The organism is Nonomuraea soli (assembly GCF_013761175.1).
In the GTDB taxonomy this organism is placed as follows: Bacteria; Actinomycetota; Actinomycetes; order Streptosporangiales; family Streptosporangiaceae; genus Nonomuraea; species Nonomuraea soli.
In genome coordinates, this window is record NZ_JACDUR010000004.1 from 641,013 (window position 1) to 659,639 (window position 18,627).

The window sequence follows — 18,627 nt, forward strand, 5'->3', positions numbered from 1 at the left end:
CGTCATCGACTATCTGAAATCCCTCGTGGCGCCTCTCCTGGGATTGCTCCTGGTCACCTTCGCCGTCGGCAAGGCGGCCATGGGGCTGAACTCGGTGGAGACCCCCGCCATGCGCGACATCGCCCAGGAGCGCACGGCCGACCTGAACACCCTCACCGACTTCGGCAGCAGCCTGTCGGACACCCCGTACATCGTGGGCTTCACCGCTCTGTTCGCGATCGTCTTCCGCCTGGTGTTCAAACGCTGGCTGGAGTCGGTCTTCCTGATCCTGGCCGTGTGGTCGCAGTCGCTGGTCTTCCTGGCCACGACCGAGCTCGTCGGCCGCTCCCGGCCGCCGGTGGAGCACCTGGATCCGGCGCCGCCCACCTCCAGCTGGCCATCGGGGCACGTCAGCGCCGCCGTCTGCTTCTACGGCGCGATGACGGTGATCCTGCTCATGCGCACGCCACGAGCCTGGCACCCGCTGTGGTGGACGATCGGCATCCTGGCGCCCGCGGCGGTGGCGCTGTCGCGGATCTACCGGGGCATGCACTTCTTCAGCGACGTGCTGTGGGGCGTGCTGCTCGGGCTGGTCTGCCTGTTCGTGGTGCGCCGGGCGATCCTGGTCAGGAAAGAGCGGCATCCACGGTTGACGGCGACAGCACATGCTCCATCACCATGACCGCGGTGCCCACGATGCCCGCCCGCTCGCCGAGTGAGGCCGTGACGATCTCCAGGTTGCGCGTGGTGTACGGCAGGCTGCGGCGGTAGACGCTCTCGCGGATGCCGGTCAGGTAGTGCTCGCCGGTCTCGGCCATGTCGCCGGCGAGCACGAGCACCCCGGGATTGAGCAGGCTGACCGCGGTGGCCAGCACGACGCCGAGCGTGCGGCCCGCCTCCTGGGTGCGGGCGATGGCCGCCGGGTCGCCGGCGTGCACCTGGCGCACCACGGCGCGGCTGGATTCCAGGCCGAGGTCGCCGGCCAGCGCGAACCCGCTGGCGAGCGAGGCCACGCAGCCGCGCGAGCCGCAGGTGCACACCCGGTCGTCGGTCTCGCGCAGCCGTACGTGGCCGATGTTGCCCGCCGCCTCGTCGACGCCGCGGTAGATCGCGCCGTCGAGCACGATGCCCGCCCCGATGCCGGTGGAGACCTTGACCAGCAGCAACGACCGGCAGTGGCGCCACTTGGACCACCACTCGCCCAGCGCCATGGCCTTGGCGTCGTTCTCCACGAGGATCGGCACGTCGAAGCTCTGGCGGATGGCCTCCTTGATCGGGTGGTCGTCCCAGCCGGGCATCAGGAAGGACCTGATCACCCGGCCGGTCTCGTGGTCGACCGAGCCGGGCAGGTCGAGGCCGATGCCGCAGACCTGGGCGGCCGAGCGTCCGGTGCGGTCGAGCAGGCGCTGGAACGCCTGCCGTACCCAGGTCAGCACCCGGTCGGGGCCCAGCTCGATGGGCATCTCGGTGAACTCCTCGGCCAGCGGGCGGGCCGCGAGGTCGGTCAGCGCCGCCCTGGCGTGGTGGGCCCCGAGGTCGGCCACGAGGACCAGGTGGTTGCTGGAGTCGACGTCGAGCACGCTGGGCGGGCGACCGCCGCCGGAGGAGGCCACGCCGGACTCGTGGATGTAGCCCCCGTCGATCAGCCGGTCGACCCGGTCGGTGATCGTCGAGCGGGACAGGCCCGTGAACTCGATCAGCTCCTTGCGGGTACGGCAGGAGCCCTCCCTGATCAGCTGGAGGACCTGTCCTGCCGTCAACATGCCTTATCCCTTCTCCGCACCGGCTGTGAGACCCTCCGTGAGCAGCCGTTCGCTGGCGAAGAACAGCACCACGATGGGAAGTGTCAGAACCACCGATCCTGCCATGAGAACCGTGGTCGGGATCTCGATACTCCCCGCCAGCTGCGACAACCCGAGCGAGACCGTCCACCGGTCACGCCGTTCGACCAGGAAGAGCAGCGCGAACAGGAACTCGTTCCAGGCGATCATGAACGCGTACAGGCCGGTCGCCATGAGCGAGGGTTTCGACAGCGGCAGCACGACCCGCCAGATCGTCTCGACGCGTCCGCAGCCGTCGATCGCCGCCGCCTCCTCGACGCTCGCCGGGACGGTCTCGAAGTAGTTGCGCAGCATGTACACGGTGACCGGCACGGTCTGCGCGATGTAGACGAGGATCAGCCCCGGCAGCGAGCCGCGCAGCCCGATCATCGTGAAGAGCACGAAGAGCGGGATGGCCAGCACGATCGCCGGGAACAGGTAGACGGCCAGGAACAGGAAGTGCACCTGGCGGCGCCCGAAGAAGTCCAGCCTGGCCACCGCGTAGGCGCCGGGGATGGAGATCAGCAGGGTCACCACGACCGACGCGACGGCCACGATGGCGCTGTTGGCCATGAAGGTGAGGAAGCCCTGCCTGGTCAGCACGTCGCGGTAGGTGGCGAGGGTCCACCGCTCGGGCAGCAGCGAGCCGGGGTCCAGGATGAGCTCCTGGATGTCGCGCACCGACAACATGACCATGTAGAAGAACGGGAAGGCGGTGACGAGGAAGAGCACCGCGATGGTGATCGGCCGCAGCACCCTGAACAGCGCGCGCTCGAACCTATCTCTGCTCATCGGCGCTCCCGAACGACCGCAGGTAGACGATGAGGAAGACGACGAGCACCAGGGCGAGCACGATGGCCTGGGCGGCCGAGGCGCCGATGTCGTCGCGGGCGGTCAGGAAGTTGTAGACGCGCACGCTGACCACCTCGGTGCCCGCTCCGCCGCCGGTGAGCAGGTAGACGTCGTCGAACTTGGTGAAGGTGAAGACGAAGCGCAGCACGCTGAGCAGGGCGACGATCCGCCACAGCTGCGGCATGATCACGTAGCGGAACCGCTGGGTGGGTGTGGCCCCGTCGACCGTCGCCGCCTCCTCCAGCTCGTGCGGCATCGCCTGCAGCCGCGCCAGGATGAACAGGAAGGCGAAGGGGAAGTAGCGCCAGGCCTCGAAGAGGATGACCGTGATCAGCGCGACCGGCACCTCCATGCCCAGGAAGGTGCCCTTGGCCTGGGTGAGGAAGGCGACGGGCTCGGCCAGCCACGTGTTGACGATGCCGAACTGCGGGTTGAGCATCACCTCCCACAGGAACGCCACCGCCACCACCGGCGCGATGTACGGCACCAGGATGCTGGCCCTGATGATGGTGCGGCCGGGGAAGCGGTCACGCAGGGCGAGCGCCGCGACCAGGCCGATGACGATCGACAGGGCGGTCCCGGCGATCGTGTAGATGAGCGTGTTGACCAGCGAGCCCCAGAAGCCCGGCTCGGCCAGCACGTAGGTGAAGTTCTCCAGGGTGTAGTTGCCGAACAGGCCCGCCCGCCTGATGTTGATCAGGCGGACGTCCTGGAAGGCCAGCATGATGGCCCATAACAGCGGCACCACCACGACGACCAGCGTGATGATCAGCGTGGGGGAGATGAGGGCCAGGCCGGCCCTCGCCTCCTGCTGCCGTAGGGTGCGGACCCTCATTCGCGGATCCCGCGCTTGATGGTCTCCACATCGGTCTTGGCCTGGGCGGCGGCGGCCTGTGCGGTGAGTGAGCCGTCGACGATCCCGGCCAGCGCCTTGGGCACCGGCAGCTCGCCCATGGTGGCGCCGACCAGCTTGCCCTGGCCCTGCGGGATGCCCCAGCGGGCGAAGGTGTCGGGCGAGGTGCGCAGCGCCTCCAGCACGTCGGCCGGGTAGATCTCCGACAGCGGCTTCTTGGTGTCGACCCCGGCGGGCAGCTTGTCCCACTTGTCGGCGAAGGTGGTGCGGGTCGGGAACTTGCCCTCGGGCGCCATGCCCAGCCAGCGCTCGTAGCCCTCGTTCATCAGGTAGGACACGAACTTCTGCGCGGGGTCGGCGGAGGCGTCACGCGTGATCACCCAGGAGACGATCTCGCCGTACTGCGCGGGCGCGCTCCCGTCGGGCCCCTTCAACGCGGTGACGACACCGGTGTTCTTGGCCAGCCACTCCTTGTTGGCCCTGCACTCCTGGCAGGAGGGCAGGGCGTCGTTCCGCAGCGAGGCCATCTCGTCGAGGATGAACGACGACCAGATCATCATGGCCGCCTTCCCCGAGAAGTAGGTGGCCCGGGTGGAGTCGACGTCCTGCATGCCCTTCACGGAGTACTGCGAGGCGACCTTGGCGTAGAACTCGAAGGCACGCACGCAGTTCGGCGAGTCGAGGGCGACGTTTCCCGACTGGTCGACCAGTTCGCAGCCGTTGGCGAGCGCCACGTGCTCGAAGCTCTGCGCGGTGAAGGAGTCCTTGGGGGCGATCGCCATGGTGATGCCGGCCGTACCTCCGGTGTTGAGCTTGGCGGCCGCCGCCTCCAGCGCCTCGTAGGTGTCGGGCGGAGCCAGGCCCGCCTTCTCGAACAGGTCCTTGCGGTAGAGGATGAGCTGCGCCCACCCGTCGCTCGGCACCGCCAGCAGCTTGCCGCCGGCGGTGTTGAGCTCCAGGGCGCGCTTGGAGAAGGTGTCGCGCCCGAGCTGGTCCACCACCTTGGCGGGCGTCTCGGTGTCGAGCAGGTCGTTGGCCTCCAGCTCGCGCACCGCCGACAGCGGCAGCGCCCCGATCACGTCGGGCAGGGTGCCCGCCGCCGCCGCGGAGGTCACGGTCTGGCTGAACTGGTCTTCCGCGACGCCCACCAGCTCGACCTTGATGCCGGTCTTCTGGGTGAACTCGTCGACGATCTTCTGCTGGACCGCGATGCGGTCGGCCAGGTTCTCCTCGGTCCAGACGGTGATCTGGTTGTCCGCCTGCTCGCCGGGCTGCCCGTCGTCGCCGCACGCGCTGATGGCCAGGGCGAGTAACGCGGCGGAGAAGACGGCGGTGACCCTGTTCGGCATGGCACGCTCCTCACTTTTGAAGGATGAGCCGCCTTTACCCCCTTACGAGAGGCCGCAACGTGTGGTACGCGATTTCGAGACCGGCTTGAACCCGACTCGTGCTCCCGCTCCACACCGGATCCTCATGCTCCACAGAGACCACACCGTCGTATCCGCCCTCCTGGAGGGCGTCGATCACGCCGGTCCAGTCGACGCAGCCGCGCCCCGGCACCCGGTAGCGGTACCAGCCCTTCTCGCCGCTGACCGGGCCGTAGAAGCCCCACCGGTCGATCGCCCGGCCGAGGATCTCGGTGTCCTTGGCCTGCACGTGCGCGATGTGGTCGATGTACGGCCGGACGGCGGCGACGGGATCGATGCCCACGGCGACGCAGTGGGAGGGGTCGAAGTTGAGCTTCAGCCCGAGGGTGAACATCCATTCCCACAGCTCGGGGGAGTAGGCGAGGTTGCCGGGATGGCCGTCCTGGTGCCACGACTTCATGGGGCAGTTCTCGATCACCAGCTCGACGCCGTGCCGCGTGGCGTGCTCGACGAGCGGGCCGAAGACGTCGGTGGCCTTGCGAAGGTTGTCGGCGACGCTCAGTGACGGATCGCGCCCGACGAAGGTGCCGACCGTGGGGCAGCCGAGGGCTGCCGCGGCCTCGACGCACCGCCGTACATGGGCGTTGACCTGCGTGGAGGCGAGGTTGTTGTCGTAGTAGGCGAGCGAAGAAAGCGTCAGCCCGGTGTCATCGAAGATCTTCCTGACGCGCGTGTGTTCGGCGTCGTCGAAGGCGTCGGGTCTGATGTGATTTCGGTCATCCGTTGTCGGCCACGCAGCGACCTCCAGGGCTTCGAAGCCCTGGTCGGCTGCCCACCGCGCGATGGCGGAAAGGCCGGTTTCCGGAAGACATGCAGTCAGGAAGCCCAATTTCATAAGCCATCTCCAGCAGAAGTCGTACACTTATAACTGGCAAATGCCAAACTTTTGACTGATCGAAAAGCGTAAGTGTGGGGAATGCGCGTCATCACTATTGAAGAACCTGGCGTCGTCGGCGTGCGTGTGGAACGCTCCGGCGATCTCGAGCCGGGCCACGTGCGAGTGCGGACGATCTACTCCGGAGTCTCCGCCGGCACGGAGTTGACCGCCTACCGGGGCACCAACCCCTACCTGTCCCGCCAGTGGGACACCGAGCGACGCCTGTTCGTCGAGGGCCACACTCACGCCTACCCGCTGGCCGGCTGGGGTTACCAGGAGGTCGGGGAGGTCGTCGAGGCCGCGCCCGACGTCACGGACCCGCCCGTGGGCAGCCTGGTGTGGGGCGTCTGGGGCCACCGCGAGGAGGCGGTGCTCCCGGCAGGGAAGCTCGCCGGCCACGTCATCCCGCCGGGTGCCGACCCGATCGCGGGCGTCTTCGCGCGGGTCGGCGCCATCGCGCTCAACGCCGTGCACGCCGCCGACATCCACCTGGGCGACCAGGTCGCGATCTTCGGCCAGGGCGTCATCGGCCTGCTCGCCACCCGCCTGGCCCAGCTCAGCGGCGCCCGCGTCGTGGCCGCCGAGGGCATCCCGGCCCGGCTGGAACTGGCCAAGGCCTTCGGCGCCGCCGAGACCTTCGACATCCTCACCGGCTCGTGCGCCGAGTTCGTGCGCAAGCGCATCAGCGGCGCCGACACCGCCATCGAGCTGTCGGGCAACGTGCGCGGCCTGCACGAGGCCATCAGGACCGTACGGCAGGGCGGCCGGGTGGTGGCGGCCGGCTTCTACCAGGGCGACGCCATGGGCCTGCGGCTCGGCGAGGAGTTCCACCACAACCAGGTGCAGCTGGTCTCCAGCCAGATCGGCGGGGTCGCCTCGTGGCTGTCGCACCGCTGGGACGTGGAGCGCCTGCAGCGCACCTTCATGGAGCTCGTCCACCGGGGCGAGGTCGACGTGCTCCGGCTGGTCACCCATGTGATGCCCGCCGACGACGCCTCCGCGGCGTTCGAACTGCTCGACCACCACGCTGCGGAGGTGCTGCAGCTGGTGTTCAGATTTGGAGAGACACCGTGAAGCTCGCCGTACAGGAACAGCTGCTGCCCGGACGGACCCTGCAGGAGAAGTTCGCCTTCGCGGTGGACGCCGGGTTCGACGCCATCGAACTGCGCGGCAAGGGCGACTTCCACTTCGCCACCCGCCTCACCGAGCTCAAGCGGGCGCTGGGCGACGGGGTGGTGATGCCGACGGTGTGCGTGGACATGCCGCACTTCATCGGCGACTTCGACCCGGCCAAGCGCAAGGACGCCGTGCAGCAGCTCAGGTCGCAGCTGAGCGTGATCGGCGAGCTCGGCGGCATCGGCGTCATGACCCCGGCCTCCTGGGGCCAGTTCTCCCGCCGCCTGCCGCCGTTCGAGCCGCCGCGCGGCGCGGAGGAGGACCGCGAGGTCCTGGCCGAGGCGCTGGGCCAGCTCGGCGAGCACGCGCAGCGCAACGGCGTGCTGATCATGCTGGAGCCGCTGAACCGTTATGAGAACCACATGGTCAACACGCTCGCGGAAGCGGTTTCCTACTGCGCCATGGACTCCATCAGGATCGTGGGCGACACCTACCACATGAACATCGAGGAGGACGACCCCTGCCGTTCCCTCGTGGAGGCCGCGCCGTACCTGGCCCACATGCAGATCAGCGAGTCGAACCGCAACCAGCCCGGCACCGGCCACGTCGACTGGGCCGCCGAGCTGGCCACTCTCGACGCCATCGGCTACGACGGCTACCTCGCCCTGGAGTGCAGGCTCCGTGGCGAGCCCGAGATCGTCCTTCCGCAGACAGCAGCCTTCATCAGGAAATTCCTATGATTCTCCGCGACGCCGTCCGAGTCCTGGTCGCCAACTGGGACGGTTCCCACACCGTCCCGAGCCGCAGGCTCTACCCCCACCAGTGGAGCTGGGACTCCGCCTTCGTGGCCATCGGCAACGCCCGCTGGTCGCCTCGACGGGCCAGGGCCGAGCTGCTCACCCTGTTCGGGGCCCAGTGGCGCGACGGCAGGGTGCCGCACATCGTCTTCAACCCCGCGGTGCCCGAGGGCGCCTACTTCCCCGGCCCCGAGTTCTGGGAGGTGCGCGCCCCGTCCGGCACCGCCACCTCCGGCATCGTGCAACCGCCGGTCCACGCGCTGGCGGCCTGGAGGGTCCACCAGGCCGCCCCCGACAGTCCCGACAGCAGGGCCTTCCTCTCGCGGATCTACCCGCGCCTGGTCGCCCAGCAGCAGTTCCTGCGTACGGCACGGCGCAGCCAGGAGGGCCTGGTCTCGATCGTGCACCCGTGGGAGTCGGGCATGGACAACAGCCCGGCGTGGGACCGGGTGCTGGCCGAGGTGGAGGCGGGTCCGATGGGCGCGGTGCGCCGCGACCTGGCCCACGTCAGCGCGGAGGAGCGCCCCACCGACCGCGACTACGAGCGCTACGCCGCGCTCGCCCGCGCCTACCGCGACACCGGTTACCGCCGCGCGGGCGCCTTCGAGGTGGAGTGCCCCCTGTTCAACGCCGCCTACGCGGTGGCCGAGCACCACCTCGCCCTCATCGCCGAGCGGATCGGGTGCGACCCCGAGCCGCACGAGCAGGAGGCGGCGGCGATGACCTCGGCGATGGTCGAGCACCTCTACGACGACGGCCTGTTCCACGCGCGCGACCCGCGCAGCGGCAGGCTGCTGCGCTCGCACAGCGCCGCCGGGCTGGTGCCGCTCATGCTGCCCGGCCTGCCGCGCGAGGTGGCCAGCGCCCTCATCGGCTCCGCGCTCGACCGCTTCGAGGTCAAGGGCGGGCTGATCCCCAGCTTCGCTCCCGGCGCGCCCGAGTTCGACGCCGCACGCTACTGGCGCGGGCCGAGCTGGATCAACCTCACCTGGCTGATCTGGCAGGGCCTGCGCGAGCGCCGCCCCGACCTGGGCGCGCTGGTCGCCGACGGGATGGTCAGGGCGGTCACGCACGCCGGGTTCCGCGAGTACTTCGACCCGTTCACCCTGGAGGGCCACGGCTGCCGCGACTTCAGCTGGTCAGCCGCTCTCGTGCTGGACATCGCGGCGGAGCACGGCCTGGACGGTGTGCCTGCGGCGAGTGGCCAGGTCATACAGGAGATCGGGCGCCTCGTCGAAGGCGACCACGTCGGTGATCACGTGCTCGCCTAGCTCGTCGCCGTGCTCGCGCAGGAGCTGGATCGTCTCGTGCGACAGCCGCTCGCGGTCCCACGAGTGGGCCAGGCCACGCGGCACCCGGCCGATCTGGGCGCACCTGAGGGCCAGCCCGTTGTGGTGGAACTCCTCGCCGAGCCGTACCTCGTGGGCGCCGTCGGTGTAGAAGGCCAGGTCGATCACGGCGCCCTGGGGGCGCAGGAGCTTCAGCGCCAGGGCCAGCGCCCTGGCCTGACCCCGGCACTGGAAGACGACGTCGGCGCCGCGGTCGTTGGGTCCGTGGCGCCAGCGGCGCTTCAGCTCCAGGGCGGGATCGCCGCTGAGGGTCAGGAAGCCGAGCCGGTCGGCGATTGCGAGCCGGTCGGGCGTCTCGTCGAGCACCGCCACCTCCGCCGCGCCGTACGCCCTGGCGAACTGCGCGACGAGCAGGCCGACCACGCCCGCGCCCGTCACCGCCACCCTGCGCCCGCGCACCCCGTCGCCCAGGCTCCGCACGGACTGGCCGTGCAGGTCGTGGGCGGCGTGCAGCAGGCCGTTGGCGCAGATCGGGCCCATGTGGGCCACGTAGATGCCCATCAGCGGGTCGAAGCCGGGAGGCAGTTCGACGAAGCGGTCGGTCATCGGGTCGGCGACGTAGCCGGTGCGGTGGCCGTAGGCCATCGCCACCCGCGCGCCGGGCTTCAGCATCGAGGTCCTGCTCTCGACGACCTCGCCGACCTGCATGTAGCCGATGCCGCGCACCGGGTAGGCCGCTCCTGGCGTGCCCTCGGTGAACAGCCCGAGTGACGGGTCCCAGACCGACTTCAGGTAGGGGTTGACGCCCTTGACGAAGGTCAGCTCCGTGCCCGCCGAGACGCCGCTGAACAGCGTCTCCACGCGGAAGCCCCCGTCAGGGATGTCGGCCGGTTTCTCCTCGACCCAGCTGATCTCGCCGGGCCCGTCGATGCTCAGCACCTTGTTCACAGCGTCACCGGTCCCTCCTCGAGAGCCGAGCGGGCCAGCGCCAGCGCCAGCCGATGCGTCCGTACCGCCTCTTCGTACGGCACGCGCACATCGGCGGGCTCGCCCCGCACGGCGTTGACGAACTCGCGGTCCACCCGGACCTTGGCCTGCCCATCGTCCTCGTGAACGGCCTGCCCGTCGACCACCAGGCTCGTCTCGCTGATCTCCAGCGACAGGCCCTGGGCGTGGATCTCCAGGTCGGCCCGGTGTTTGCGCTCCAGCGCGCACGTGGTGGCCAGCAGCCCGGCGGCGCCGCCACGGAAGCGCAGCACCGCCCCGGTCGCCCAGTCGACGCCGTCGGCCGTGCTGGGCACGGCGTGCACCATGCTCACCTCGCCGGCCAGGACACGGGCCAGATCCAGGACGTGGACGGCCTGCTCGACGATCTGGCCGCCTGACATCTCGCGGTCGATCCACCACGGCACCGGCGGCACCTTGTCCAGCCAGTGCCCGGCGACCAGGCGGATCTCGCGGTCCCGCAGCAGATCCTGCGCGCGCTCCAGGACGTGCAAATAGCGCCAGTGATGGCCGACCGCGGAAGGCAGGCCGCGGCGTGAGAGTTCGGCCGCGATCTTTTCTGCGGTGGCGAGATCCACCGCCAGCGGCTTTTCTACGAAAATCGGCAGATTGCACGACAGCGAGTCAAGCTCCGGGTTACCGTGCGCGAAAGGAGGAACGCAGACGTAGACCGCATCGATCTCGCCGGCATCCAGGAGGTCGGCATGGCCGCCGTAGGCGGGGGCGCCATGCCGTGAGGCCAATGCCTCGGCTTTGTGGGGATCCGTGTCGGCGACGCCCACGATCGTCACGTCGGGGAAAGCGGAAAGGACGTCCGCGTGGCGGGCGGCGACATTTCCGGCGCCGATGATGCCGATACGAACTTTTTCGAGGGACATGGTCGGCATATCCCACTTCTGCGACGCAGCAAACGGGATGTTCGAAAGACGCACCCAGGGGCAGGGAAACGGCGGCCATCACCTCTTGAGGGGTTGACTGCATGAAAAGAGATTCCCTGGCGCGTGCCAGGCAGTGGCTGGGCCCCCGCACGACCCACGCGGCCGACTGGCCGCTCGACGTGCTGCGCCTGGCCAAGGGCACGACCACGGTCAGCGTCGTGCTGCCCGCGAGGAACGAGGAGAACACGGTCGGGAAGATCGTGTCGGTGATCCGCCGTGATCTGGCGGATCTGGTGGACGAGATCCTGGTCGTCGACTCGCGCTCTACCGATTCCACCGCGGCCGTGGCCGCGAAGGCGGGAGCCCGGGTCGTGCACCAGGACGACGTGCTGCCGGACATGCCATATATGTCGGGGAAGGGGGAGGCGCTGTGGAAAGGGCTGGCAGCCTCGACCGGTGATCTGGTCGTCTTCATCGACGCCGATCTGCGCAACTTCGGGGCCCACTTCGTCTCGGGCCTGCTCGGCCCGCTGCTCACCGATCCATCGGTGCACTACGTCAAGGCCGCCTACGACCGGCCGCTCGGCGACAAGCGCGGCGAGGGCGGCCGGGTGACGGAACTCCTGGCCAGGCCCATGCTCAACCTGTTCTGGCCCGAGCTGGCCGGGTTCGTCCAGCCGCTGGGCGGCGAGTACGCCGGACGGCGCGAGACCCTGGAGCGGGTGCCGTTCGTCACCGAATACGGGGTCGAGACGGCGCTGCTCATCGACCTGCTCGGGCTCGTCGGACTGGACGCGATGGCCCAGGTGGACCTGGGCAGCCGCGAGCACAGCCACCAGTCCACCACCGCGCTGGGCAGGATGGCCGGGCAGATCATGCTCACCGCGTGGTCCCGGCTGGAACGCGAGGGGCGCATCGTCGCCTCCGAGGCTCCCGCCTCGCTGCTGATGCAGTTCAGCGCCGAGCGGGAGGTGACCGTCACCGACGTCGCCGTGGCCGAACGGCCGCCGCTGGCCTCGGTGTTCGACAGCGTCATGGAGGAGGGGGCGGCCTGATGAAGGTGCTGATGAACGCCGGGCCGTGGCTGCCCGTCCCTCCGGCCGGATACGGCGGCATCGAGAACGTCGTCGCCACGCTCGTGCCCGCGCTGCGCGCCAAGGGGGTCGAGATCGTGCTCGCCTCCGTGGGCACGTCCGGCCTGGAGGTGGAGGAGCGGATCTCGGCCTTCGACGAGGGCCAGTTCCGCGAGCTGCAGAAGCCGTACAACCAGGTCATGGGCCTGGCCCACGCCCACCAGGCGCGGGTGGTGGCCGAGTTACGGCGCCGCGACGACATCGACCTGGTCCACGACCACCTGGAGGTCGTCGGCCCCGCCGTCCTGGCGGCCGCGGGAGGCCCACCCGTCCTGCACACGCTCCACTGGGACCTGCGCAAGCACCCGGCCTTCTACGGCTCGTGGCCCAAGGAGATCGCGGTCAACGGGGTCTCGCGGTCCCAGATCGCCCGTGCCCCCGCCGCGCTGCGCGACGCCTCGCTCGGCGCCGTCCACCTGGCCACCCCGCTGGCCGGAAGCACGCTGCGGGCCGAGACCAACGACCACCTGATCGTGCTGGGCCGCGTCTGCTCGCTCAAGGGCCAGCACATCGCCGCCCGCATCTGCCAGAAGCTCGGCCTCGGGCTCGTCCTGGCCGGACCGGTCAGCGGGCTCAACACCGCCGCCGAGCTGGAGGCGGTCGCGGGCGACCCGGAACATCCGCTGCACGGTCACCCCGACGTGCGCTACCACCTCGAAGAGGTCTCCCGCTATCTCGACGGCGACCTGGTGCGGTGGATCGGTGGCGTGGGCGGCGACGAGCGCGACCGGCTCTACGCCTCCGCCCGCGCCGCGCTCTTCCCCATCCAGTGGGACGAGCCGGGCGGCACCGCGGTCGTCGAGGCCATGGCCCTGGGAGTGCCGCCGATCGGGCTGCGGCGCGGCTGCCTGCCCGAGCTGATCGACCACGGCCGCACCGGCTTCCTCGCCGACACCGAGGAGGAACTGGCCGAGCTGGTGCTGCGCGCCCACGAGATCGATCCGGAGGAGTGCCGCCGCGAGGCCCGCGAGCGGTTCTCACCCGAGATCATGGCCGAGCAGTACCTCCGGCTCTACGAGCGCGTGCTCGCCTGAGTCCGGTCCCCGCGGTTGCGGTTCACGCGTAACCGCGGGGAAGCACGGTCACCGGGCACGTCGAGGCACGCACGACCTTGACGGCCGCCTCGCCCACGAAGACCCGGTGCGCCTGGGCGTCCTCGCTGGCCGCGCAGACCAGCAGCTCGCCGGGCAGCCACTCGATGGCCTGCATCGCCGCCGGCACGTCGAAGCCCTCGGCGATCTCCGCCTCCGCCTCCAGCCCGCTGCTCTCCCATGCCAGCCGTACGGCAAGCGCCAGATCGTCGCGCAGCCGGTCGTCCTCGCCGGTGCGCAGGTCGAGCGTGACCAGCCGCAGCGGCACCCCGAGCCGGAGCGCCGCCTGCGCCACCCGCTCCACCGCCTCGTCGGCCTGCGGGCGGCGCACGTACATGAGCGTCAGCCGCTCCGGGTCCTCGGGCGGTTCGTAGCCGTCGGGGACGAGCATCACCGCCTCGGGCGACAGGTGCAGCAGGTGGTCGGCGGTGCTGCCGACCGAGATGCGCCCGTGCTGGCCGCCCGCGGCCGAGCCGATGACCACCAGATCCGCCCGGATCCTGCTCGACAGCACGCCCAGCCCGCGCCCCGCGCCGCGGCTCTCGAAGGCCAGATACTCGGCCGGCACGTCGCCGAGCCGCATCGCCGCGTGCGCGAGATTGGCCTGCGCCTCCACCGCCAGGCCCGGACTCTTCGGCGGGTAGACGGTCGCCACCGTCAGCTCCCCGCCGGTCACCCGGGTGATCGCGGCTCCCATCGCCAGCGCCTCACGTCCTCCGGAGTCGTGGGTGTATCCGACCACGACGTGCTCACCGATCACAAACGCCTCCCTACCCCTGCTGAGCAGGGAATACGCGGCATCAGCCACCAGTTGTACACAAGTGGAGGCGATTGAGAGTTGAAGATCACACTCGACACCCGGATCCAAGGTTCACTCGGTCTGATGACGCTCCAGGAAGCCGTCGCCCACCTGCGCGCCCGAGACCTCACCTGCCTCGTCGATCCGGTTCTGCTCGACGGCAAGGTGGCCGTCTTCACCGAATGCGTCGAGCACGGCTACACCCCGCTCCGCAGCGAGATCATGGCCGCGTACTTCGTGGCGGAACGCGACGCCGCGCAGGACGCCTTCGACGGCGGGCTGATCACCGAGGGCGAGCTGCGGCAGAAGCTCGCGGACCTGTCCCGCCAGCTGCTCAGCTGAGATGATCGCGGCATGGACCTCGACGACATCAGGGCCGCCGCCTCCCGCATAGCCGGCGCCGTCGTGCGCACCCCGCTGGTGCGATGCGGCGAGCTGTGGATCAAGCCGGAGAGCCTGCAGCCCATCGGGGCCTTCAAACTGCGCGGCGCCTACAACGCCCTGGCCGAGCTGAGGCCCGCGGGCGTCGTGACGCACTCGTCGGGCAACCACGGCCAGGCGCTGGCTTACGCGGCCAAGTCGTTCGGCATCCCCTGCGTCGTCGTGGTGCCGGAGGGCGCCCCAGCCGTCAAGACCACAGCCATCGCGGGCCACGGGGCCGAGCTGGTGATCGTCCCGCCCGACCAGCGGGTGATCGCCGCCGAGAAGCTCGCCACCGAACGCGGGCTCACCATGATCCCGCCCTACGACCACCCGTCGATCATCGCCGGGCAGGGGACCATCGGCCTGGAGATCGTCGAGGACCTGCCCGACGTCGAGGTCGTGCTCATCCCGGTCAGCGGCGGCGGCCTCGCCTCCGGCATCGCCACCGCCGTCAAACTCCTGCGCCCCGATGTAGCGGTCTACGGCGTGGAACCCGAACTCGCCGCCGACGCCCTCGAATCGCTGACGCTCGGCAGGCGCGTGTCATGGGACACCTCGCGCACCTTCCGCACCATCGCCGACGGCCTGCGCGCCGACCTGTCCGACCTGACCTTCTCGATCCTGCGCGAGCGCCTCGACGGCATCGTGACCGTCACCGAGGACCAGATCAAGCACGCCATGCGGCACCTGGCGCTCAAGGGCCGCCTCGTCGCCGAGCCCAGCGGCGCCGTCGCCACCGCCGCCCATCTGGAGGGCAAGGTAGGCCAGGGCAGGACGGTCGCGATCCTCTCGGGCGGCAACGTCGACCCGGAGCTGTTCGGCCAGGTGATCCAGGGCGGCTGAGCGTCAGACCCGCACCCAGTCGTGCCTGTCGAGGAACCCGCGCTCCCCGTTGGCGTACTCCGCGAAGGCCCGCCGTACCTCCTCCAGGTCGCCGACCATGGCCCGCCGCATGAAGCCTTCCTTGTACTCCAGCTCGTAGCCGGGCGAGACCTGGATGAAGTGCTGCCCGAACACCACGAGCGCGGCGAACGGATTGCCCGGCGACAACGTGCCCAGAAAGTCACGCACCAGCCCCAGGTCCGGGTTGACCACGATCATCCCGTCACCCGTGTGCAGCTGCATCTCCGGATAGACGCCGAGCGGTCCGCGGTTGTGCACCAGATCCCGCTGCGGGTCGTAGCAGACCAGCCCCTGCGCCGCCGCGGCGGCGAACACCCGGTTGGAGACCTCGTCCATCTCCTCGGGTTCCATCGTCACCAGCACCGCGTCGGGGTACTCGACGGCGTGCCCGGGGAACTCCTTGGCGAAGGCCGCCAGCAGCGAACCACCGGGCCCGCCCTCGCGCACGGCCAGATACCTCGCCCGCGCCCGGTCCCTCGAGATCGACTGCTCGGCCGCCGCCCAGCACATCAGCTCAACGCTCATTCGATGATTGTGGCAGCTCACACGTCCGGCTTCTCAGAAGCGGGAACCAGCTCCACCGTGCAGTGGGCACACCGGCGCGCCTCGAGCGGGATCTCGCTCAGGCACTCGGGGCACTCCTTGGTGGTCGCCTGCTTCTCACCCTCGAACAGGCGCACCAGCCTGCTCATCGGGGTGACGATCAGCCAGTAGACGACGGCCGCCATGATGACGAAGGCGAGCAGGTTGTTCAGGAAGTCGCCGTACTTGAAGACGCTGCCGTTGATCGTGAAGGAGTACTCGGCGAAGTTCGGCTGGCGCCCGCCGGTGATCGCTCCGATGAACGGGGTGATGAGGTCCTTGACCAGGGCTGTGATGAGGCTGCTGAAAGCCGCGCCGATGATGACGCCGACGGCCAGCTCGACGATGTTGCCTCGCAGGAGGAATTTCTTGAAGCCACCCATGACTGTGCGCCCTTGCCACGAGCGGTCGGGTCAAACCCCCTCAGATGCTGTCGAAGCTGCCCTCCTTGATGGCGTCGCGGAAGTTCTCCCACTCCGTTGTGGTGAACGACAGGACTGCTCCGCCGGCATCCTTGCTGTCTCGAACGAGGACGGACCCGCCGTCTCTGGCGACCTCGACGCAGTTGCCGTTGTTGCAGGAAAGCCATTCCAGCTCGTCGGGAGCCTGGGAGGGACTCATGCGCTACCTCGCTGAGGGATCGACTGCAACGCGCAAGACGCAATCTTAACCCGGATGTTTCGCCCAAAGTTATTGAAGGGACGCAATACAGCAAAAGGGGTGGATGTGGTAGACATCCACCCCTCGAAAAGTCTGGCTGTTAGGCCTTTTTGAGCCTTTGGAGGAAATATTCCCAATCGTCCTGGTCGACAGAGAGAATAGGCCCATTGTCGTCCTTTGTGTCGCGGAGTCCAATTCGCCCGTCCGGCAGGGCTGCCACAGCAACGCAGCTACCGTTGTTGCACTTCGAGGCAACCCTCCAGGCGGGTTCCCTCTGTGGGGTCGGGGTCATTGTTGCTCCTGTGACAGGTGTGATTCTCGAGAAAATCCTAGCGCCCACTGTTCATGCCAGTGTTTCGAACCACCGACCCTGCGCCAGAATGCGCGCGACCGACTCCTGCGGGCTCAGCGCCACGGCGCGCAAGTGATCGAGTACCTCGTTGAAGCGCTCGAGTTGTCTGGGTCGTTCCGTGAAGATCTGGCCTGCCAGCGTCTCCATGTACACCGTGTCCGCCAGGCTCGCCTCCGGCGCGAACTCCAGCAGCATGAACGCGCTGTCCAGCCCCATGTGCGCCCCATTCGTGTAGGGCACGACCTGGATCGTGATGTGCGGTTGCTCAGCGGCCATGGCCACCTGCGCGAGCTGTTGGGCCATGACGGCAGGGCCCCCGATGTGGCGGTGGAGCGCGGACTCATCCAGCACCACCCAGTAACGCGGCGGGTTCGCCTTGGAGAGGATCTCCTGGCGCTTCATGCGGCCGTCGACCCGCGCATCGAGGACGTCGGGCTCGATCTGCGGCAGATACCCCTTGATGATCGCCCTGGCGTAGTCGGGCGTCTGCAACAGCCCGGGAATCGTGGTCGTCTCGTACTCCGAGATCGCCACGGCGTCGTTCTCCAGCCCTGGCAGCGGCCGGAAGTCGACGTCCTCCAGTTCCTGCCACCAGCCCTGCTCGTGGGCCTCTCTGGCCAGCTTCATCAGCGGGCCGTCCGGTACGCCGTACAGCTCACACAGTGCGCGTACGTCACGGAGGCTCGGCCGCCGCTTCGCCGTTTCGATGCGGCTGATCTGACCGGGAGACAGCAGCACCCGATCGGCCACATCCTTGATGTTGAGCCCTACCTGCTCCCGCAGCTCTCGCAGCTGCCGGGCGAGTTGCCGCTGGCGAAGGGTGGGATTGGCGCCCGCCATGCGCCAGAGGCTACACCTCGACAGGTTCCGCGCGCCCGGCAGTTAGGAAATCGTCACCGGTACGTTCCTTTGGCAATTGCCATTGGCACGACAAATCCGGGTAAAGACCCATCATGGACGCCAACAACCTCGCTCTGAACTGGCGCAGGTCCTTACTGGACCTGCTGGACGAATGGATCTTCGCCGCGCTCGACAGGCACGCGCGATGCCAGGGATGGGAGATCCGCCGCCCCGCACCCTTCATCCGGGTCTACCGCAATCCCGCCGTGGGAAGGTGCCGCGCGTGCGCGGGTGAGGGGTTCGACGACCGCGGGCTGTGCCGCGCCTGTCTCGGCTCGGGGCGGGGGCGGCCGTGACGAAGCGGAGGCTGCTCGACGAGCTGAACCGTGCGACCACCCCCACAGCGCGACCGAACGTCCTGGTCGCGCTGTGGCGGTGGAGGTACGAACTGGGCGCGGCGATCACCATCGTGCTCGTCGTGACGACCGTGGGACCGCTGCCGCTGGCCGTACCGCTTCTGCTGCTCCTCTGGCCACCCGGAAGGTCGGAGGTGTGGGGGCGGATCCGGTGCGTGATCGTCGCGCACCGGATCCGTGTCGGGTTCGTGCAGGCCTACCTCGTCAACCGCAGGGGGCAGATCCCGGTGATCGCGTGGTGCGCGCCGGCGCCGTGGGGGGAGCGGGCGTGGGTGTGGTGCCGGGCGGGGATCACGCCCGGCGAGATCGCCGACAGGCCCGAGGTGATCGCGACGGCCTGCTGGGCGCACTCGGTCGAGGTGCTGCCGCACCCGCGCAAGCCGCACTGGGTGCTTCTCGAAATAGTGCGGGGCTAGAAGCGGCCCTGCTGGAGCTCGGTCATCTGGTGATCGTGGCGCATGAGGTGTGACTGGAGGGGAACACCGCTCTAGGCAGTCGCCGAGTCCTGGGCGAACATGAACGAGAGAGCCGGCAA

General features: G+C 69.2%; 22 protein-coding genes and 1 pseudogene. 10 read left to right on the forward strand and 13 right to left on the reverse strand.

Annotated features, from left to right (window positions below; all coding sequences use genetic code 11):
• Nucleotides 1-25 precede the first annotated feature (25 nt).
• Nucleotides 26-661 carry a phosphatase PAP2 family protein gene (locus tag HNR30_RS21410; RefSeq protein ID WP_181611671.1) on the forward strand — a complete coding sequence of 212 codons (636 nt, stop codon included), beginning with the start codon at nucleotides 26-28 and terminating at the stop codon, nucleotides 659-661.
• Here HNR30_RS21410 and HNR30_RS21415 read toward each other — a convergent pair.
• The 5 genes from HNR30_RS21415 to HNR30_RS21435 are packed head-to-tail and all read right to left on the reverse strand — an operon-like array spanning nucleotide 606 to nucleotide 5,766.
• Nucleotides 606-1,742: an ROK family transcriptional regulator gene (locus HNR30_RS21415; RefSeq protein ID WP_181611672.1), complete on the reverse strand. Its 1,137-nt coding sequence runs from the start codon at nucleotides 1,740-1,742 to the stop codon at nucleotides 606-608. The genes HNR30_RS21410 and HNR30_RS21415 overlap by 56 nt on opposite strands.
• A 3-nt stretch (nucleotides 1,743-1,745) precedes the next feature.
• Entirely contained in the window at nucleotides 1,746-2,591 is an 846-nt protein-coding gene (locus tag HNR30_RS21420) for a carbohydrate ABC transporter permease (RefSeq protein WP_181611673.1), read from the reverse strand.
• Nucleotides 2,578-3,486 (reverse strand): carbohydrate ABC transporter permease, encoded by a 909-nt coding sequence (locus HNR30_RS21425; RefSeq protein WP_181611674.1) that lies wholly within the window; start codon nucleotides 3,484-3,486, stop codon nucleotides 2,578-2,580. The genes HNR30_RS21420 and HNR30_RS21425 overlap by 14 nt, the downstream gene beginning before the upstream one ends.
• Nucleotides 3,483-4,853, reverse strand: coding sequence for an ABC transporter substrate-binding protein (locus tag HNR30_RS21430; protein ID WP_181611675.1), 1,371 nt, complete (start codon nucleotides 4,851-4,853; stop codon nucleotides 3,483-3,485). The genes HNR30_RS21425 and HNR30_RS21430 overlap by 4 nt, the downstream gene beginning before the upstream one ends.
• Before the next feature lie 34 nt (nucleotides 4,854-4,887).
• Nucleotides 4,888-5,766 (reverse strand): sugar phosphate isomerase/epimerase family protein, encoded by an 879-nt coding sequence (locus tag HNR30_RS21435; protein ID WP_181611676.1) that lies wholly within the window; start codon nucleotides 5,764-5,766, stop codon nucleotides 4,888-4,890.
• A gap of 120 nt (nucleotides 5,767-5,886) precedes the next feature.
• On the opposite strand from HNR30_RS21435, the gene HNR30_RS21440 reads away from it, so the two are divergent.
• From HNR30_RS21440 to HNR30_RS50650, 3 genes and pseudogenes are all read left to right on the forward strand, one after another.
• Nucleotides 5,887-6,882: a zinc-dependent alcohol dehydrogenase gene (locus HNR30_RS21440; RefSeq protein WP_312894551.1), complete on the forward strand. Its 996-nt coding sequence runs from the start codon at nucleotides 5,887-5,889 to the stop codon at nucleotides 6,880-6,882.
• Entirely contained in the window at nucleotides 6,879-7,664 is a 786-nt protein-coding gene (locus HNR30_RS21445; RefSeq protein WP_181611678.1) for a sugar phosphate isomerase/epimerase family protein, read from the forward strand. The genes HNR30_RS21440 and HNR30_RS21445 overlap by 4 nt, the downstream gene beginning before the upstream one ends.
• Nucleotides 7,661-8,851, forward strand: a pseudogene (locus HNR30_RS50650) (MGH1-like glycoside hydrolase domain-containing protein); the annotation flags it as partial. The gene HNR30_RS21445 and the pseudogene HNR30_RS50650, both read left to right, overlap by 4 nt.
• 9 nt (nucleotides 8,852-8,860) lie before the next feature.
• Here HNR30_RS50650 and HNR30_RS21450 read toward each other — a convergent pair.
• Together HNR30_RS21450 and HNR30_RS21455 are read right to left on the reverse strand one after the other, a co-directional pair.
• Nucleotides 8,861-9,958, reverse strand: a complete 1,098-nt coding sequence (locus HNR30_RS21450; protein WP_181611679.1) for a zinc-dependent alcohol dehydrogenase — start codon at nucleotides 9,956-9,958, stop codon at nucleotides 8,861-8,863.
• Nucleotides 9,955-10,947, reverse strand: coding sequence for a Gfo/Idh/MocA family protein (locus HNR30_RS21455; RefSeq protein WP_220133802.1), 993 nt, complete (start codon nucleotides 10,945-10,947; stop codon nucleotides 9,955-9,957). The genes HNR30_RS21450 and HNR30_RS21455 overlap by 4 nt, the downstream gene beginning before the upstream one ends.
• A 47-nt stretch (nucleotides 10,948-10,994) precedes the next feature.
• Here HNR30_RS21455 and HNR30_RS21460 point away from each other — a divergent pair, with 47 nt between their 5' ends.
• Both HNR30_RS21460 and HNR30_RS21465 read left to right on the forward strand, forming a co-directional pair.
• Nucleotides 10,995-11,948, forward strand: a complete 954-nt coding sequence (locus HNR30_RS21460) for a glucosyl-3-phosphoglycerate synthase (RefSeq protein WP_181611680.1) — start codon at nucleotides 10,995-10,997, stop codon at nucleotides 11,946-11,948.
• Nucleotides 11,948-13,060: a glycosyltransferase gene (locus HNR30_RS21465; RefSeq protein ID WP_181611681.1), complete on the forward strand. Its 1,113-nt coding sequence runs from the start codon at nucleotides 11,948-11,950 to the stop codon at nucleotides 13,058-13,060. Before HNR30_RS21460 ends, HNR30_RS21465 begins: the two co-directional genes overlap by 1 nt.
• Nucleotides 13,061-13,082: 22 nt before the next feature.
• Here HNR30_RS21465 and HNR30_RS21470 read toward each other — a convergent pair whose 3' ends face one another.
• Entirely contained in the window at nucleotides 13,083-13,877 is a 795-nt protein-coding gene (locus HNR30_RS21470; RefSeq protein ID WP_181611682.1) for a universal stress protein, read from the reverse strand.
• 123 nt (nucleotides 13,878-14,000) lie between these two features.
• On the opposite strand from HNR30_RS21470, the gene HNR30_RS21475 reads away from it, so the two are divergent.
• Together HNR30_RS21475 and HNR30_RS21480 are read left to right on the forward strand one after the other, a co-directional pair.
• A complete protein-coding gene (locus HNR30_RS21475; RefSeq protein ID WP_181611683.1) occupies nucleotides 14,001-14,258 on the forward strand; it encodes a hypothetical protein in 258 nt (85 codons plus the stop codon).
• A gap of 12 nt (nucleotides 14,259-14,270) precedes the next feature.
• The gene (locus HNR30_RS21480) at nucleotides 14,271-15,182 is read left to right on the forward strand and encodes a threonine ammonia-lyase (RefSeq protein WP_181611684.1); all 912 of its coding nucleotides are present in this window, start codon (nucleotides 14,271-14,273) and stop codon (nucleotides 15,180-15,182) included.
• Between the two features lie 3 nt (nucleotides 15,183-15,185).
• On the opposite strand, the gene HNR30_RS21485 is transcribed toward HNR30_RS21480, so the two are convergent.
• The 5 genes from HNR30_RS21485 to HNR30_RS21505 all read right to left on the reverse strand — a co-directional run bounded on the left by HNR30_RS21485 (nucleotide 15,186) and on the right by HNR30_RS21505 (nucleotide 17,676).
• Complete coding sequence (locus HNR30_RS21485; protein WP_181611685.1) at nucleotides 15,186-15,767, reverse strand: hypothetical protein; 582 nt, start codon at nucleotides 15,765-15,767, stop codon at nucleotides 15,186-15,188.
• A 17-nt stretch (nucleotides 15,768-15,784) separates the two neighbouring features.
• Nucleotides 15,785-16,207, reverse strand: coding sequence for a large conductance mechanosensitive channel protein MscL (mscL, locus tag HNR30_RS21490; RefSeq protein ID WP_181611686.1), 423 nt, complete (start codon nucleotides 16,205-16,207; stop codon nucleotides 15,785-15,787).
• A gap of 40 nt (nucleotides 16,208-16,247) precedes the next feature.
• The gene (locus HNR30_RS21495; RefSeq protein ID WP_181611687.1) at nucleotides 16,248-16,445 is read right to left on the reverse strand and encodes a DUF397 domain-containing protein; all 198 of its coding nucleotides are present in this window, start codon (nucleotides 16,443-16,445) and stop codon (nucleotides 16,248-16,250) included.
• A 139-nt stretch (nucleotides 16,446-16,584) separates the two neighbouring features.
• Nucleotides 16,585-16,776, reverse strand: a complete 192-nt coding sequence (locus HNR30_RS21500; protein WP_181611688.1) for a DUF397 domain-containing protein — start codon at nucleotides 16,774-16,776, stop codon at nucleotides 16,585-16,587.
• Between the two features lie 51 nt (nucleotides 16,777-16,827).
• The gene (locus tag HNR30_RS21505; RefSeq protein WP_181611689.1) at nucleotides 16,828-17,676 is read right to left on the reverse strand and encodes a helix-turn-helix domain-containing protein; all 849 of its coding nucleotides are present in this window, start codon (nucleotides 17,674-17,676) and stop codon (nucleotides 16,828-16,830) included.
• 113 nt (nucleotides 17,677-17,789) lie between these two features.
• On the opposite strand from HNR30_RS21505, the gene HNR30_RS21510 reads away from it, so the two are divergent.
• Both HNR30_RS21510 and HNR30_RS21515 read left to right on the forward strand, forming a co-directional pair.
• The gene (locus HNR30_RS21510) at nucleotides 17,790-18,032 is read left to right on the forward strand and encodes a hypothetical protein (protein WP_181611690.1); all 243 of its coding nucleotides are present in this window, start codon (nucleotides 17,790-17,792) and stop codon (nucleotides 18,030-18,032) included.
• The gene (locus HNR30_RS21515) at nucleotides 18,029-18,508 is read left to right on the forward strand and encodes a hypothetical protein (RefSeq protein WP_181611691.1); all 480 of its coding nucleotides are present in this window, start codon (nucleotides 18,029-18,031) and stop codon (nucleotides 18,506-18,508) included. Before HNR30_RS21510 ends, HNR30_RS21515 begins: the two co-directional genes overlap by 4 nt.
• The last annotated feature ends 119 nt before the right edge of the window (nucleotides 18,509-18,627 follow it).